The sequence below is a fragment of the Alkalibacillus filiformis genome (assembly GCF_030814115.1).
Classification (GTDB): Bacteria; Bacillota; Bacilli; order Bacillales; family Alkalibacillaceae; genus Alkalibacillus; species Alkalibacillus filiformis.
In genome coordinates this window covers 1-14315 of the sequence record NZ_JAUSUP010000017.1, presented here as the reverse complement: position 1 = coordinate 14315, position 14315 = coordinate 1, and the positions used below count along the sequence as shown (strand labels likewise).

Below are 14315 nucleotides of genomic sequence, written 5' to 3'. Positions count from 1 at the left end.
TGACTTTTTTTACGAAACGACAAGAATAACACAAAATACTCTCATTGACACAAGTCAGGCCTTTATCTAAACTTATTTTAGTACGTTAAAACAGAGAGGGATGACAGAATGAGTAAAGATCAATCAGTTCAAGAAGCCCTAGGGGAAAAACCGGGCTTCCAAGTATGGTGGCGTATGTTAAGGCCACACACACTAACAGCTTCATTTGTCCCAGTCTTTATTGGTACTGTCGCTGCTAGTATGTATATATCCATTCACGTCGGCTTGTTTTTGGCTATGTTAATAGCTTCTATGCTAATTCAAGCGGCTACTAATATGTTTAATGAGTATTATGATTATGTAAAGGGGCTTGATACAGAAGATTCAGTCGGTATTGGTGGAACAATAGTAAGAGATGGGATCCCGCCAATCCAAGTCCGTAACCTTGCCTTTATATTTTATGGCATTGCCGTCTTATTAGGCTTTTACATTTGTATTGAAACAACGTTCTGGATTGCAGTAATCGGAATTATTTCGATGTTATTCGGTTATTTATATACAGGCGGACCATACCCGATTGCTTATTCACCTTTTGGTGAACTATTTGCAGGCTTTTTCATGGGTACAGTGATTATCGGTATTAGTTATTATATCCAAACAGAAACCGTTACGACTGGAATTATTTTATTATCACTTCCACCTGCCATACTAATTGGAGCAATTCTACTTTCTAACAACATTCGTGATTTAGATAATGACAAAGAAAGCGGTAGAAAAACGTTAGCCATTTTAGTTGGAAGAGACAATGCAATACGTGTTTTAGCTTTATTTTTCATCAGTACTTATGTTCTAAGCGCTATTTTTATGATAATGGGATTACTTCCAATATGGGCAGTCATTACACTTTTAAGTGCAACGAAAGCAATTAAGGCTTACAATACGTTTAAACAAAACAACACGCCTTTAGAAATGATGCCAGGCATGAAATTTACAGCACAAATGAATACACAGTTCGGCTTGCTTTATGGTATCAGTTTCTTATTAGAACATTTATTTACTTGGATTATTTAAAAAAAGAATATCTCCATTGTCGGTTGTACAAATTATAAAGGAGGATCATTAATGGATCTAAATAACACGCTTTTCAGTACGTTAAACATTGAAGTAAAAGAAGCAACGAAAGATCAAGTCGTTTTAACGATGCCTGTTAATGAAACTGTACACCAACCTATGGGGTTCTTACACGGTGGAGCTTCTGTAGCATTAGCCGAATCTGCCGCTAGTTTAGGGGCTTTCCTCAATATTAACCCAGAGAAATACAATGTATTTGGAATTGAAATTAATGCGAACCACGTCAAAAGCAAACGTGAAGGGTTCGTATATGCAACTGCAAAACCTGTTCATATTGGGAAGATGACGATGGTTTGGGAAATTAACATAGCCGATGAAAATGAACAGTTAATCTCCACTTCACGGTGTACAATAGGTGTCGTTGAACGAACAAAATAGTGAGGTGGCATCATGTCAGAGCAACAACTGTGGAGTCTATTACGAGCAGAAATGCTTGAAGAACGTGAACAATTAGTCGACCAGATCGAAGAATTTGAAGATTCTCCAGCATTATTTGAAGAATCTGTTGGTGAGCTGAATTCAGTAGACGACCAACATCCAGGAGACTCAGCAACGGAATTGTACGAAAGACAAAAAGACACAACGTTTTATTACCGTGCCAAAGAGCAACTGAAAGAAATTGATCATGCTTTAGAAAAAATGGAAGAAGGCACTTACGGGATTTGTGAAAAAACTGGTGAAGCAATACCATTTGAACGTCTACAAGCAATGCCAACAGCACGCTATAAAATATAAATTCATTCAAAACACGTGAAACTTTCACGTGTTTTTATTTCGTAATAAAACTAATAAAAATGTTAATGAAAGGAAATAATGTAGCTAGATAGAGACTTGAGGTGAACTATGTGGTTTATCGTTTTTTACGGTTATACTTTCAAATCCCGATTTTCTTAAGACTACTACTCACCGTGCTTACTATAATGCTAATTTTCGGTTTCATCATGCATTTAATTGAGCCAAATGAGTTTAAGACGGTTTTTGAAGGTATTTGGTTTGCTTTTATTACTGGGGCTACAGTTGGTTATGGTGATTTTGTACCCCAATCAACAATAGGAAAATTAATGACGATTTTACTTATCTTAGCAGGGGGAGGTTTGTTAACGTTTTATATGGTTACTTTATCGAGTGGAGCAATTAAAAGAGAAGAGGACTATAAAAGTGGTCAAGTATCCTTTCATGGTGAAGAGCACTTTATTATAGTCGGTTGGAACGAAAGAACACGTAAACTCATTCATTTAATCGATTCGCAATATCAAAACCAAGTAGAGATTGTACTAATTGATGAAACATTACAAACAGACCCTGTTAATGATTCAAATGTACACTTTATACACGGTGATCCATCTGTTGATCAAACTTGGGAAAATGCTAATCTAAAACAAGCTAAAAAAATAATTGTGACAGCTGACCAATCAAAAGTGGAAAAAGAAGCAGACATACACACAATTTTAGTTGTTATTACTGCAAGAGGGTTGAACCACCGAATTCCCATCTTAGTTGAAATACTAACAGAGAATCAAAAGTCGAACGCTAAAAGAGCAGGAGCTACCGAGGTTATTTGTACGAACGAATCAACTAGCACATTGTTTTATCATGAATTAACAGGACATGAATATGTAAAAGCATTTGATTACGTCATGTCACTATTATCACAGCAACAATTCATCGTTCATAAAGTGGAAGAAGAATGGGTTGATGAAACCGTCTTACAATTAACCCATCAGGCAAAAGAAAACGGCAAGCTTTTAATAGGTTACATTCGTAATGAAGAAGTGATTATCAACCCACCTTCAGATGATAAGTTTCAAGCAGAAGATCGCATTATCGTGACGAAAGAGCTACTGCAATAAGGCTCTTTCGACTTTTACCATTACATCCTCTGCTTGCTTAACATATTGTTCATCTACTTCAGCGTCAGGGTCTTCAGGTGCTTGGAACTGGTTAAAAGTAGCTTGAATGTTTCCAGAATCACCTTGATGATCAATATTTGCTTCATATTTGTGGACTAATACAAACGGTTTTCCTACTCTTACATGAGCATTTTTTTCACCGATTGTACCAATTTCAGTTGTAACAGGGATTCGAATGAAAGCGTAAGCCTCATCATCTTGCTCTAATTTATGATCAAAGTAAGCATGGTCATATTCCCAGTTACCACCAACCATAAAGTCAAATCTGCTTAAAATATTTTCTATGTCTTCAAATGAGTACGCTTGGTTTTCAATTCCTGAATTCAATGTAATCATAACTTTATCACCATCTTTTTTTATTTTTTGTTGCTCATAGTGTGTACGCTTTTTTTCGATTTCATTAAAAAAAGAAATGGTAATGGCTTTGAATATGAAAATAGGCTGAGACAGAACTGATTGTAAAACACAAAACCCGAATGAAATCACCTTTTTGACTTCGTTCGGGTTTATCTTTTAGCTTCGCTCCATCAAAATGCTTCGCTTTCCGTGGGCGGCTGGTGAGCCTCCCTTGCTGCGCACTGCGGGGTCTCACCCAGGCCTTTGCTCCCACAGGAGTCTCCGCATTTTGATTCCGCTATATGACTGCTCAACTAAGCTGAAATGTCAATTGTTCGTGTTTTAATCACACTCCAAGCCTTTTGTCTCAACCTCTTGCTTAATTATAAAGACATTTGTAAGATCTTTCTTACGTCTTCTTCGTGTAATTTAGTAAAGTTACCAAATGGACCGCGTTTCATCGCGCGATCAACCATTAATTCGAGTTTAGAATCATTAATATCATAATCAGCTAAACGAGTAGGTGCACCTAATGAGCTCCAAAACTGACTTAAACGGTCAATACCTTCTAAGGCTGTTTCTTCATCAGACTTCCCTGTAGGATCAACACCAAAGACACGTGTTGCCATTTGTTTAAATCGAGATACATCAACACTTAAATTATGCTTCATCCAATTTGGGAAGAGTATCGATAATCCACCAGCATGAGGAATATCATACACAGCTGAAACAGCATGCTCAATGTTATGCGTCGCGAAATCACCACGATAACCCATTTGTAATATTCCATTAAAGGCCATTGTACCTGCGTACATAATCGTTTCTCTATGCTCGTAAGATTCTAAGTTGTTTATTAGTTTTGGCGCAGCCTCAATGATTGAACGTAATATCCCTTCAGCCATTCGATCTTGTACAGGTGAATTAGTCGGTGTATGGAAATATTGTTCTAAAACATGACTCATCATATCAACAATACCATATACCGTTTGATCTTCTGGAACCGAATAAGTATGCACAGGATCTAGAATTGAAAAGACTGGGTATGAGAATGGGGAGCCCCAACCATACTTTTCATTAGTCTCCCAATTTGTAACCACAGCTCCAGCATTCATTTCTGAACCTGTCGCAGCTAATGTCAGTACTGTACCTAATGGAAGTGCATCCTCAGGTTGTGCCTTCTTGGTCACTAAGTCCCAAGCATCTCCGTCGTACTTAGCTGCTGATGCAATCGTTTTTGCAGCATCGATCACACTTCCTCCACCAACAGCTAATATAAAGTCAATATCGTTTTCTTTACATAAGTCAGCACCTTGATTAACTGTTGTTAAGCGTGGATTAGGCTCTACTCCTCCTAATTCAAACGGTTCATAACCATTGTCTGTTAGCTTTTTCATAATGTTCGTATAGATACCGTTTCGTTTAATACTACCTCCACCATACGTAACTAAAACGCGTTTAACCCCTTCTGGAATTAAAGATGGTAACTGTTCTAATTGTCCTCTTCCAAATACTAATTTTGTCGGGTTATGAAATATAAAATTCTCCATTTGAATGCTCCTTTCTTTCCTCTCCTATTATTATGTCGGATAGGGTTTTATTTCGCAAAAGAAATACTTAAGTAAAAAAAGTGACCCCCTACTCATGTAGGCGGTCACTTCGCATTAATTGCGATAAGTTTCGCGATCTTTAGATTGTTCAATCCACTCTTCAAGTTTGTCTTTTAAAACATTGAAACCGTTGTTGTCACTATCTTGTTGAACTGGCTGTTGTGGTTGTTTAGGCTTTGATTGAACCTCAGGCTTCTTTTCTGTCGCGCGAATAGATAAAGAATACTTACCACGATCTTCTTCCACATTAATGACTTTAACTTTAACTTCATCACCTACATTAAGGTGATTATTAATATCTTTAACATATCCATGAGTAATTTCAGAAATATGCACTAAACCTTGTAGGTTTTCACCAATTTCTACAAAAGCACCATAAGGTTTAATTCCTGTTACTTTTCCTTCAACAACTTGTCCTTGTTCAATTACGTTAGTCATTTTTATCCAACTCCCACTAGTATTCTGTTATACCGTTACGTATTTTAACATACTGGTTTTCTTTATTCAAAAGCAGTTCTGACTAGAAGTCTGCTTTTGAACGCTACACAATTACATTTTGACCTTAATTTTAAAAATTATTTTAAAAACAGGTTTATAAATTTTCAATATGGTTATTACTATTAGTGTAATACTTTCTCGTATTCCCCCTTTGGCAAAGTGCTGAACACTTTGCCTTTTTTTTGCCCTTTTTTAAGTGTACGATAAGAATATGGAGGGGATACGAGATGAAGTTATCCGAGCAAACCATCAATCGTAAAAATACACGTGCAGCAAAATACGAATTTAGAGAAAAATTGTTTGGAAGTGATGACATTCTTCCAATGTGGGTCGCAGACATGGACTTACCTGCGCCAAAAGCATTACAAGATGCTATTATAAAACGTGCCGAACATAATATATATGGGTACACGACTCATGACGATCATTTACTAGAAACCATTCAATCTTGGCTTAAAAGAAGGCATGATTATGAAGTAGATTCAAAACAAATCACTTTTACACCTGGGGTTATCCCAGCTTTACATGCACTTGTTCAAGCATTTACTGAGGTAGGAGACCAAATTGTTATACAGCCTCCTGTTTATCCGCCATTTTTCTCAGTTGTTAAAAACCACGGGCGAGAACTTGTAGAAAGTCCGCTACAACTACAAGATGGACGATATAAAATGAACTTTGAGGAGCTTGAACAACAGTTTAAAGATGGGGCGAAAGCTTTCATATTATGTAGTCCTCACAACCCTGTGAGTCGAGTTTGGACAGAAGAAGAGCTTCAACAGCTAGCTGTTTTATGTGTTAAATATAATGTATATTTGTTCTCAGATGAGATCCATGCTGACATTGTTTTTAATGGACACAAACATACACCAATCGCCAAACTGAATGAACAAATCTCTGCCATTACGTTTACGTTAATGGCACCATCTAAAACATTTAATGTTGCAGGATTGCAAGGCTCTTTCGTCATTAGCCCTAACAACGAGCTAAAAAAACAGCTAGAAAAGCAATTAAGTCAGCAAGGATTTGGCTTACTTAACACGTTTGCTTATGTGGCGATGGAGACTACATTCCAGCACGGTGATGAATGGCTAGAGGAACTAATTCCGTTATTGGAGGAAAACTATCATCACTTAGACAGCGAATTACACAATCACACTAAAATCAAACCAATTAAGCCTGAAGGAACTTACTTAATTTGGCTAGATTTTAGTCAAACTGGCTACGCTCATAAAGAGATTAAATCCAAACTAAATGATGAAGCAAAGGTCGGTTTAAATGACGGTGTAACGTTTGGTAAAGATGATGGTGACCAGTTTATGCGTATTAATATCGCTGCACCGACTGAAACAGTAAAAGAAGCAACGAAACGAATAGTTGAAGCGTTTAGTGAATAAATACAAGTACCCGCTTAAGTTTATAAGCGGGTACTAATTTTCATTTGTGAATCGAGCTTTAACTATATAAGCAATATCATAATCGTCTTTATAGTCATCCCATTCTTCTAACGTATTAGCTCGGAAGCCCATACTTTGACCTTCATTTATATAGAATTTTCCAGCTAACGGTAGCTCCTCTTCACTAATTGCCATTCCATCGTTTATAGTCCAACCAAACGATGAAACTTCTCGGTCTTCCGAAATGGTATCATGACCATGACTCGTCCCGACTGATCCATTGTTCGTAATGCCGATGTTAAATGAAAAATTGTCATCTCGATCAGTAGAAAAGATGATGTGTCCTCCACTTTCAACTCCCTTTGAAAACTTGAAATCATCATCCACTAATTCACCATCAACATATTTTTCGACCCACACTTCTAACCAATTATACTCTTCACTAACATTAAATTCATGAACACTCATTTGATCTGAGCTAACTGTTGAAATTGATCGTTCTATATCTGATAACTTAACGTGTTTGATCGTATTCTCCTCTAAACCATCATTACAGGCAACTAAAAGTAATGTCATCATACTTAAAAGTAATAACAACCTATACACAAAATCTCTCCTCATCCCTTTCCTTCCATGTTAACATAAATATCCAGCAGTTTATTGTGGAGAATCTGAAAAAACCACTAAATCTGTTGCGAGCACAAATTTAGTGGTTTCTATAATTTAATTACTCTTCCTCTTCCTCGTCATCTTCACCTTCAGCTGGGTTATCTGTTTCTTCATCACCGTCATCATCTTTAGTAATTTCAGCACAAGCTACCCGATCACCTGCATCACCTGCTGGCTGACTAATCCCATCATCAGGACCTTCATGAATGATGAGGGACTTTCCACCATCTTCATTAAAAAAAGAACCTTGTCCATCAAGCAACGTTGCATCCTCGATCACATATTCATAAGTCGCAGAACCATCATCTTCTACTAATATATTCGGCATATCACCAATATGGTGACCATCTGGGTGCATCAATCCATGTTCAGCTTCTTCATCAACTGACCAATGTCCGCCCGCTGATTCAAAAGTAGGTGCTTCACATTCCGGTATTTCGTGGATGTGAATCCCTTTGAAACCTGGTGTTAAGCCAACCACTTCAACTTCAACTTCGACACCTTCTGCATCTTCAGTTAATGTAATCTCACCAATTACATCGTAATCTGTATTAATAATATCTGCTGTCGTCACTTGTGTCTCCGCTTGACATGCTGATAATAAGATAATAACTCCAACTAAGTAAACCCACTTCATTCTCATCACCTCTTCTCTATTATGGCTAGAATAAAATGGATTTAAACTTTGGGAATAAAAAAAGGTGAGCTAATCGCTCACCTTTTTAACTCACTGTTCTTTTGAATCAACGTTATGATTTTGCTGATCATGTTCATTTTGATTAGGAAATCTTTCGTTAAATGATTGCTCCTCTTTATTAGAAACTTTCACCATCCATCTATAAAACATAAAAGCTAAAATCATAAAGATGATTAGTGTTATTACAGCTGGGATATATAATGTCTTATCCTCTGGAAAATATAGAAATTCCATCATAAAGCATACACCTACTTCTAGTCACTGTTACTGCCATTGTAACAGAAGCAGCTTAATCAGTCATATGTGAATGTTTCAGCTTTATGACAATCTATTTTTTGAATTCTGTTACTAAATTCGCCATCTCAATAGCACTTACTGCCGCTTCATAACCTTTATTACCAGCTTTTGTACCAGCGCGCTCAACCGCTTGTTCAATAGTATCTGTTGTTAATACACCAAAAATGACTGGAACACCAGTATCTAAACTTACTGATGAAGTTCCTTTTGCAACTTCACCGCTTACGTAATCAAAATGTGGTGTTGCACCACGAATAACTGTACCTAATGTGATGACGGCATCATAATCGCCATTCTCGATCATTTTTTTAGTTGCTAAAGGTATTTCATATGCACCTGGTACCCAAGCTACTTCTATGTTGTCTTCGCTTAATCCGTGACGCTTCAAACCATCTAAAGCACCATCTAATAATTTCTCTGTAATAAATGCATTAAAACGACCGACTACGATCCCTACCTTTAAATCTTGTGCGACTAAGTTTGCTTCATATGTTTTCATTGTTCATCCTCCTAAAATAAGTGTCCTAATTTATCTCGTTTAGTAGCTAAATACTTTTCGTTATCTTTATTTGGTTCCATTTTTAACCCAACACGCTCGACAACTTCTAAATCATAGCCGTAAAGGCCTTTAATTTTACGCGGATTGTTCGTTAAAAGGCGCATTTTGCGAACGCCTATATCTTCTAATATTTGCGCACCAATTCCATAGTCTCGTAAATCTGCTGGATAACCTAACTTTTCGTTAGCTTCTACTGTGTCATAGCCTTCCTCTTGCAGTTTATAAGCTTTTAATTTATTTAGCAAGCCAATGCCTCGACCTTCTTGGCGCATGTAAAGAAGAACACCTTTACCCTCTTCTTCAATTTGTGTTAACGCCGCTTCCAGTTGTGGTCCACAATCACAACGGTTTGAACCAAATACATCTCCTGTTAAACATTCACTGTGTACACGAACGAGAGTCGGTTCTGTCGGTGTAATATCACCTTTCACTAACGCAACATGCTCACGTCCATCAATGATGTTCGTATAAGCAATCGCTCTAAAGTCACCAAAAGATGTTGGTAAGTTAATTTCAACAGCACGATCAACTAATTTTTCATGCATTCGACGATATTTAATTAACTCTTCAATCGTGATTAATTTCAAATCATGTTCATCAGCGATTTTACGTAATTCAGGCACTCTTGCCATCGTTCCATCTTCATTCATAATTTCGCAAATTGTACCTGCAGGCTTTCCTCCAGCTAATACAGCTAAATCGACAGCCGCTTCTGTGTGACCAGCACGACGCAATACGCCACCATCTTTAGCAATCAACGGAAAGATGTGACCAGGACGTTTAAACTCTGTCGGAACAACATCATCTTCTACTAATCGCATAATCGAATGCGAGCGTTCAGCTGCACTAATACCTGTAGTCGTTTCAACATGGTCAATACTGACAGTAAACGCAGTTCCGTGACTGTCTGTATTGACATCAGCCATTAACTCCAATTGTAATTGGTCAGCTTTTTCTTGCGTAATTGGAGCACAAACTAACCCGCGTCCTTCCTTAACCATAAAATTGACCACTTCTGGTGTTGTATGTTCTGCTAAGGCAACAAAGTCACCTTCATTTTCACGATTTTCATCATCGACGACGATGACGACTTTCCCCTGTTTTAAATCTTCAATTGCCTCATGTATTGAATCAAACATAATGCCCCTCCTATTGGTTTAGAAAACCTGCTTCACGTAAGGCTTCCATCGATAACCCTTGTTTTTTCTCCTCTTGATTCGGGTTCATTAATTGATAAACGTATTTTAACAACATATCACATTCAATGTTGACGAGATCACCCGTATACTTTTTCGTTAAAATTGTCGCGTCTTGAGTATGAGGAATAAGTGAAATCGTAAACGTATTTCCTTCTAAACCGAAAATCGTTAGTGATGTCCCATCAACACTGACAGATCCTTTTAACATCATGTACTTAGCTAAGTCTGGGTCAACTTCTATATGGAAATACTCAGCATTATCCTTCGTCTCACGATTAACAATTTTACCTAGCCCATCGACATGACCTGAGACGAAGTGACCCCCAAAACGGCCATCACTTGGCATTGCGCGCTCTAAATTCACCTTCGATCCGACTGTTAAACTTTTTAAAGCGGTATGGTGAAATGTCTCTGGCATAATATCTGTATTAAATGATGTCGTTGAAAACTCAGTAACTGTTAAACATACACCGTTAACTGAAATACTATCACCGAGTTTAACGTCTTTTGTAATTTCGTTAACTGAAACCGTTAATTGTAAAGACTCAGAACCTTGTTTTATATTTTGAACCGTTCCAACTTCTTCAACAATACCTGTAAACATTAGTCTGCCCCCTTTTCTTGCGGTCTAGCTGTAATTTTAAGATCAGGACCTACCATTTCGACATTTTGAAAGTCGACTTGGACAGAATCTTCTACCTGGTCAAAACCTAATTGATTGTAGAAAGCTTTACTAAACTCACCACCAATTAGTTTCGGTGCCATATATAAATGAATTTCATCGAATAGCTGTTTTTGGATAAACTCTGAATGAATCGTCGAGCCACCTTCTACATAAACACTCATGACTTTTTCTTCTTTTAGTTTATGTAATAGCTCTTTTATATCAATGCGTTCTGTATCCATTCGCCACACTTTAGCATGGTCGATCGCACTGATTTTTTCTTCTTTTTGGTGTTCAGCTTGTTTAGCACAAACGACAATTGTATCCGCTTGATCATTTGTTAATAAGTTTGCATCTAATGGAATTGATAAATTCGTATCGAGGACGATACGTGTAGGATTTAAACCTCCGTGGGGCAGACGGGTGGTTAATTGAGGATCATCTCGTAAAACGGTTTTACTTCCAACTAAAATTGCCTCATGTTGATGACGATGAACATGTACGTCATGTCTTGATTCAATACTTGTGATCCATTTGCTGTCGCCGCTATTTGCTGTCGTTTTTCCATCCATTGAAACAGCCGTTTTTAGCGTGACAAATGGTCTTTTATGTTTCATAAAGTGGAAGAATTTTTGATTTATGTCTTGAGCTTGCTCTTCTAATAAACCAACTTCTACTTCTATACCTTCATCTATTAGCCATTGAATACCTTTCCCAGCTACTTTAGGGTTTGGGTCTAAGGTTGCGACGTAGACCTTTTTAATCCCTGAATCAATAATTGCCTTAGCACAAGGTGGTGTTTTGCCATAATGAGAGCATGGTTCTAACGTAACAAACATCGTTGCTCCATTCGCCTGTTCTTGTGCTTGATGTAAAGCATACACCTCAGCGTGTGGTTGACCTGGTTGTAAGTGAGTACCTGTACCAATAACAACCCCATCTTTTACGACAACCGCTCCAACTGAAGGGTTCGGTCTCGTTTGTCCAACCGTTAATTTGGCTAAATCAATGGCATGTTGCATATAAAATTGTTCGTCTTTCAATCGTTAACCCCCTTTATAGAACCGGGTCACGATTTGATCCTTCTCCCATCCAGACTTTAACTGTCGGCTCCAGATTCACACTGGGATCCACCGTACGAATACGGGTCACGGACTGAGAACCTTTTATGGTTCAACACCGCCGGTCGGGATTTTCACCCTGCCCCGAAGAATCAATACTCAATCTAGATGACTGAATACATTTAATTCCTACTTTTTCTTTTGCAATTGTGTCTTAAAATGACAAAAAACTTATTTATAAATTTTATTATAAACTACATATATTGATTATGCTATCATCCTGTTTCATTTTTTCAGCTAAAACGTTTAAAACAAAATTTCCATGGGAATGAAACAAATAAATACACGAAAAGGAGCGGATCAAAATGGAACTAAGAAAAGTATTAAACCAACTAGAACATTATCAGAGTGAAAAGCCAAACCGTGTATTTACAATGTATTTAAATACGGACCTTGCCGACCAAGACCAACAGGGTGGTGAATGGAAAATTCACCTTAAAAACGGATTAAACAATTTTGAAAACTATTTACAAGAAGATGGCGACTCAGATGAAAAGCGAAATTTCTGGGCAGTTAAAGAAAAAGTTGAAAAGTTTATGGAAGAACACCAAAAAGACCTTAAGAAGAGTGTCATCATCTTCGCAACAGGTGAAGGCGACATTTGGTTTGCTGACACATTGCAAATGCCAGTTGAAACTGAGTTTTATTGGGAAGATGCACCGGTGTTGGATCAATTGAAAACATTAAATGAACAATTCCCAAAAACAGGTATTGTATTAACACAAAAAGATCACATTAAATTAATCGATGCAGAGTTAGGCTCAGTTAAAGATACCATGTTATACGAACTTGATTTAAATACAGAAGATTGGAAGCAACACGTTGGTCCACACCACGCTGACTCTAACTTAGGTTCAGGCGGCGCAAAATCAGCCAAAAAAGATGAAATTGCTGATCGATTTGAGGAAAACCGTTCTCGTTGGTATAAATCAATCGCACCGAAAATCGATCAATTAGCAAAACAACATGATTGGGATGAAATTCACTTAATCGGTAGTTCTGATGAAATTGACGAACTAGAGAAAAATATGAACAAACCGATTGAAAACAAGGTGAATAAAAACTTACTCGATCACGAAGAAACTAAAGTATTAGAAGAAGTTATGTAAAGCTTAACGAGTCGGACAAGTGATTGTTCGGCTCGTTAATTTTTCTCTACATAAATAAATAGAACAAGGAAAGAAATACTTATTGTAGTATAGCTACTTTTAAGAAGAATTGATTGAAAATAATGAATAAGACTAAAAGATGTTTTATAAATTGTTTGCGCTTTTCTTTTGTGGTAGCTTAATTAAGTAAGAACACTTAAGGAGGAAATTTAATTATGAGTACACATATTGGTGCTAACAAAGGCGATATCGCTGATAAGATTTTACTACCTGGAGACCCGCTTCGTGCTAAGTATATCGCTGAAACATTTTTAGAGGATGTGACTTGTTACAACGAAGTACGTGGTATGTACGGTTATACAGGTACATATAAAGGTGAACGTATTTCAGTACAAGGTACAGGTATGGGAGTACCGAGCATCGCAATCTACGTAAACGAACTTATCCAAGAATACGACGTCCAAAAGTTAATTCGCGTTGGTTCTTGTGGTGCACTTACAGAAGACGTTAAAGTACGTGATGTGATCTTAGCTCAAACAGCAACAACAGATTCTCAAATGAACCGTATGGTATTCGGTGGTGTTGATTACGCCCCTGCTGCTGATTTCGGATTACTTAAGAATGCTTATGACGTAGGTGAAGAGCGCGGCCTAAACTTACGTGTAGGAAACGTCTTCACAAGTGATAGCTTCTACCGTGATAACGCGATGGAACTTTTCAACAAATTAGCTGAATATAACGTATTAGCAGTTGAAATGGAAGCAACAGCTCTTTATACAATCGCTGCAAAATACAACCGCGAAGCATTAGCTGTTTTAACAGTAAGTGACCATATCATTACAGGTGAAGAAACAACAGCTCAAGAACGTCAAACAACGTTTAATGACATGATCGAAGTTGCACTAGATGCAGCAATTAAATAAGTGTAATTCTAACTCTCTTATGATTAGTTCATAAGAGAGTTTTTTTGTGAGCCCTAATTTCTGGAGCGCTGATAAATAACTCGTGTGCGCCAATAAATTTCTGCGAGCGCTGATAAATAACTCGTGTCTTTTAAGCCCCCTTAATCCTTTGGACACCAAAATTGGAAAAGCTTACAATGTATTTAATCTAATTTTGGGCAATGAGGAGGGATAAAATGGGTA

At 37.4% G+C, this 14315-nt stretch carries 17 protein-coding genes and 1 riboswitch; of the genes, 7 read left to right on the top strand and 10 right to left on the bottom strand.

The genetic code is table 11. The features are described 5' to 3' along the window. The first annotated feature begins 108 nt into the window (after window positions 1–108). From J2R98_RS13665 to J2R98_RS13650, 4 genes are all read left to right on the top strand, one after another. The gene (locus J2R98_RS13665) at window positions 109–1050 is read left to right on the top strand and encodes a 1,4-dihydroxy-2-naphthoate polyprenyltransferase (protein WP_307069934.1); all 942 of its coding nucleotides are present in this window, start codon (window positions 109–111) and stop codon (window positions 1048–1050) included. Between the two features lie 51 nt (window positions 1051–1101). Beyond that, complete coding sequence (locus J2R98_RS13660; RefSeq protein ID WP_307069932.1) at window positions 1102–1488, top strand: hotdog fold thioesterase; 387 nt, start codon at window positions 1102–1104, stop codon at window positions 1486–1488. Window positions 1489–1500: 12 nt separating this feature from the next. Then, window positions 1501–1845: a TraR/DksA C4-type zinc finger protein gene (locus J2R98_RS13655; RefSeq protein ID WP_307069930.1), complete on the top strand. Its 345-nt coding sequence runs from the start codon at window positions 1501–1503 to the stop codon at window positions 1843–1845. Between the two features lie 110 nt (window positions 1846–1955). Then, window positions 1956–2960: a potassium channel family protein gene (locus J2R98_RS13650; protein ID WP_307069928.1), complete on the top strand. Its 1005-nt coding sequence runs from the start codon at window positions 1956–1958 to the stop codon at window positions 2958–2960. Here J2R98_RS13650 and J2R98_RS13645 read toward each other — a convergent pair. The 3 genes from J2R98_RS13645 to yugI form a co-directional block, all read right to left on the bottom strand. Continuing rightward, on the bottom strand, window positions 2949–3356 hold the full coding sequence (locus tag J2R98_RS13645) for a YugN family protein (RefSeq protein ID WP_307069926.1): 408 nt from the start codon (window positions 3354–3356) through the stop codon (window positions 2949–2951). The genes J2R98_RS13650 and J2R98_RS13645 overlap by 12 nt on opposite strands. Window positions 3357–3739: 383 nt before the next feature. Further along, window positions 3740–4903 (bottom strand): iron-containing alcohol dehydrogenase, encoded by a 1164-nt coding sequence (locus tag J2R98_RS13640; RefSeq protein WP_307069925.1) that lies wholly within the window; start codon window positions 4901–4903, stop codon window positions 3740–3742. A 114-nt stretch (window positions 4904–5017) separates the two neighbouring features. After that, window positions 5018–5401 (bottom strand): S1 domain-containing post-transcriptional regulator GSP13, encoded by a 384-nt coding sequence (yugI, locus tag J2R98_RS13635; protein ID WP_307069924.1) that lies wholly within the window; start codon window positions 5399–5401, stop codon window positions 5018–5020. 287 nt (window positions 5402–5688) lie between these two features. Here yugI and J2R98_RS13630 point away from each other — a divergent pair, with 287 nt between their 5' ends. Next, on the top strand, window positions 5689–6855 hold the full coding sequence (locus tag J2R98_RS13630; protein WP_307069922.1) for a MalY/PatB family protein: 1167 nt from the start codon (window positions 5689–5691) through the stop codon (window positions 6853–6855). A gap of 33 nt (window positions 6856–6888) precedes the next feature. Here J2R98_RS13630 and J2R98_RS13625 read toward each other — a convergent pair whose 3' ends face one another. The 7 genes from J2R98_RS13625 to ribD form a co-directional block, all read right to left on the bottom strand. Further along, a complete protein-coding gene (locus J2R98_RS13625; RefSeq protein ID WP_307069920.1) occupies window positions 6889–7461 on the bottom strand; it encodes a YgaN family protein in 573 nt (190 codons plus the stop codon). A 121-nt stretch (window positions 7462–7582) separates the two neighbouring features. Continuing rightward, window positions 7583–8161 carry a superoxide dismutase family protein gene (locus tag J2R98_RS13620; protein WP_307069918.1) on the bottom strand — a complete coding sequence of 193 codons (579 nt, stop codon included), beginning with the start codon at window positions 8159–8161 and terminating at the stop codon, window positions 7583–7585. A 90-nt stretch (window positions 8162–8251) separates the two neighbouring features. Continuing rightward, complete coding sequence (locus tag J2R98_RS13615) at window positions 8252–8458, bottom strand: hypothetical protein (RefSeq protein ID WP_307069915.1); 207 nt, start codon at window positions 8456–8458, stop codon at window positions 8252–8254. 91 nt (window positions 8459–8549) lie between these two features. Continuing rightward, the gene (ribH, locus tag J2R98_RS13610; protein ID WP_307069913.1) at window positions 8550–9017 is read right to left on the bottom strand and encodes a 6,7-dimethyl-8-ribityllumazine synthase; all 468 of its coding nucleotides are present in this window, start codon (window positions 9015–9017) and stop codon (window positions 8550–8552) included. Window positions 9018–9028: 11 nt separating this feature from the next. After that, the gene (locus tag J2R98_RS13605; protein WP_307069911.1) at window positions 9029–10216 is read right to left on the bottom strand and encodes a bifunctional 3,4-dihydroxy-2-butanone-4-phosphate synthase/GTP cyclohydrolase II; all 1188 of its coding nucleotides are present in this window, start codon (window positions 10214–10216) and stop codon (window positions 9029–9031) included. Between the two features lie 10 nt (window positions 10217–10226). After that, on the bottom strand, window positions 10227–10880 hold the full coding sequence (gene ribE, locus J2R98_RS13600; RefSeq protein ID WP_307069909.1) for a riboflavin synthase: 654 nt from the start codon (window positions 10878–10880) through the stop codon (window positions 10227–10229). Next, window positions 10880–11983: a bifunctional diaminohydroxyphosphoribosylaminopyrimidine deaminase/5-amino-6-(5-phosphoribosylamino)uracil reductase RibD gene (gene ribD, locus J2R98_RS13595; RefSeq protein WP_307069907.1), complete on the bottom strand. Its 1104-nt coding sequence runs from the start codon at window positions 11981–11983 to the stop codon at window positions 10880–10882. Before ribD ends, ribE begins: the two co-directional genes overlap by 1 nt. A 33-nt stretch (window positions 11984–12016) precedes the next feature. Beyond that, window positions 12017–12157, bottom strand: a riboswitch (FMN riboswitch). A 209-nt stretch (window positions 12158–12366) separates the two neighbouring features. Between ribD and J2R98_RS13590 the strand changes: the two genes are divergently transcribed. Both J2R98_RS13590 and deoD read left to right on the top strand, forming a co-directional pair. After that, window positions 12367–13170 carry a VLRF1 family aeRF1-type release factor gene (locus J2R98_RS13590; RefSeq protein WP_307069905.1) on the top strand — a complete coding sequence of 268 codons (804 nt, stop codon included), beginning with the start codon at window positions 12367–12369 and terminating at the stop codon, window positions 13168–13170. Between the two features lie 215 nt (window positions 13171–13385). Beyond that, window positions 13386–14093, top strand: a complete 708-nt coding sequence (gene deoD / locus J2R98_RS13585; protein ID WP_146818310.1) for a purine-nucleoside phosphorylase — start codon at window positions 13386–13388, stop codon at window positions 14091–14093. Window positions 14094–14315 lie beyond the last annotated feature (222 nt).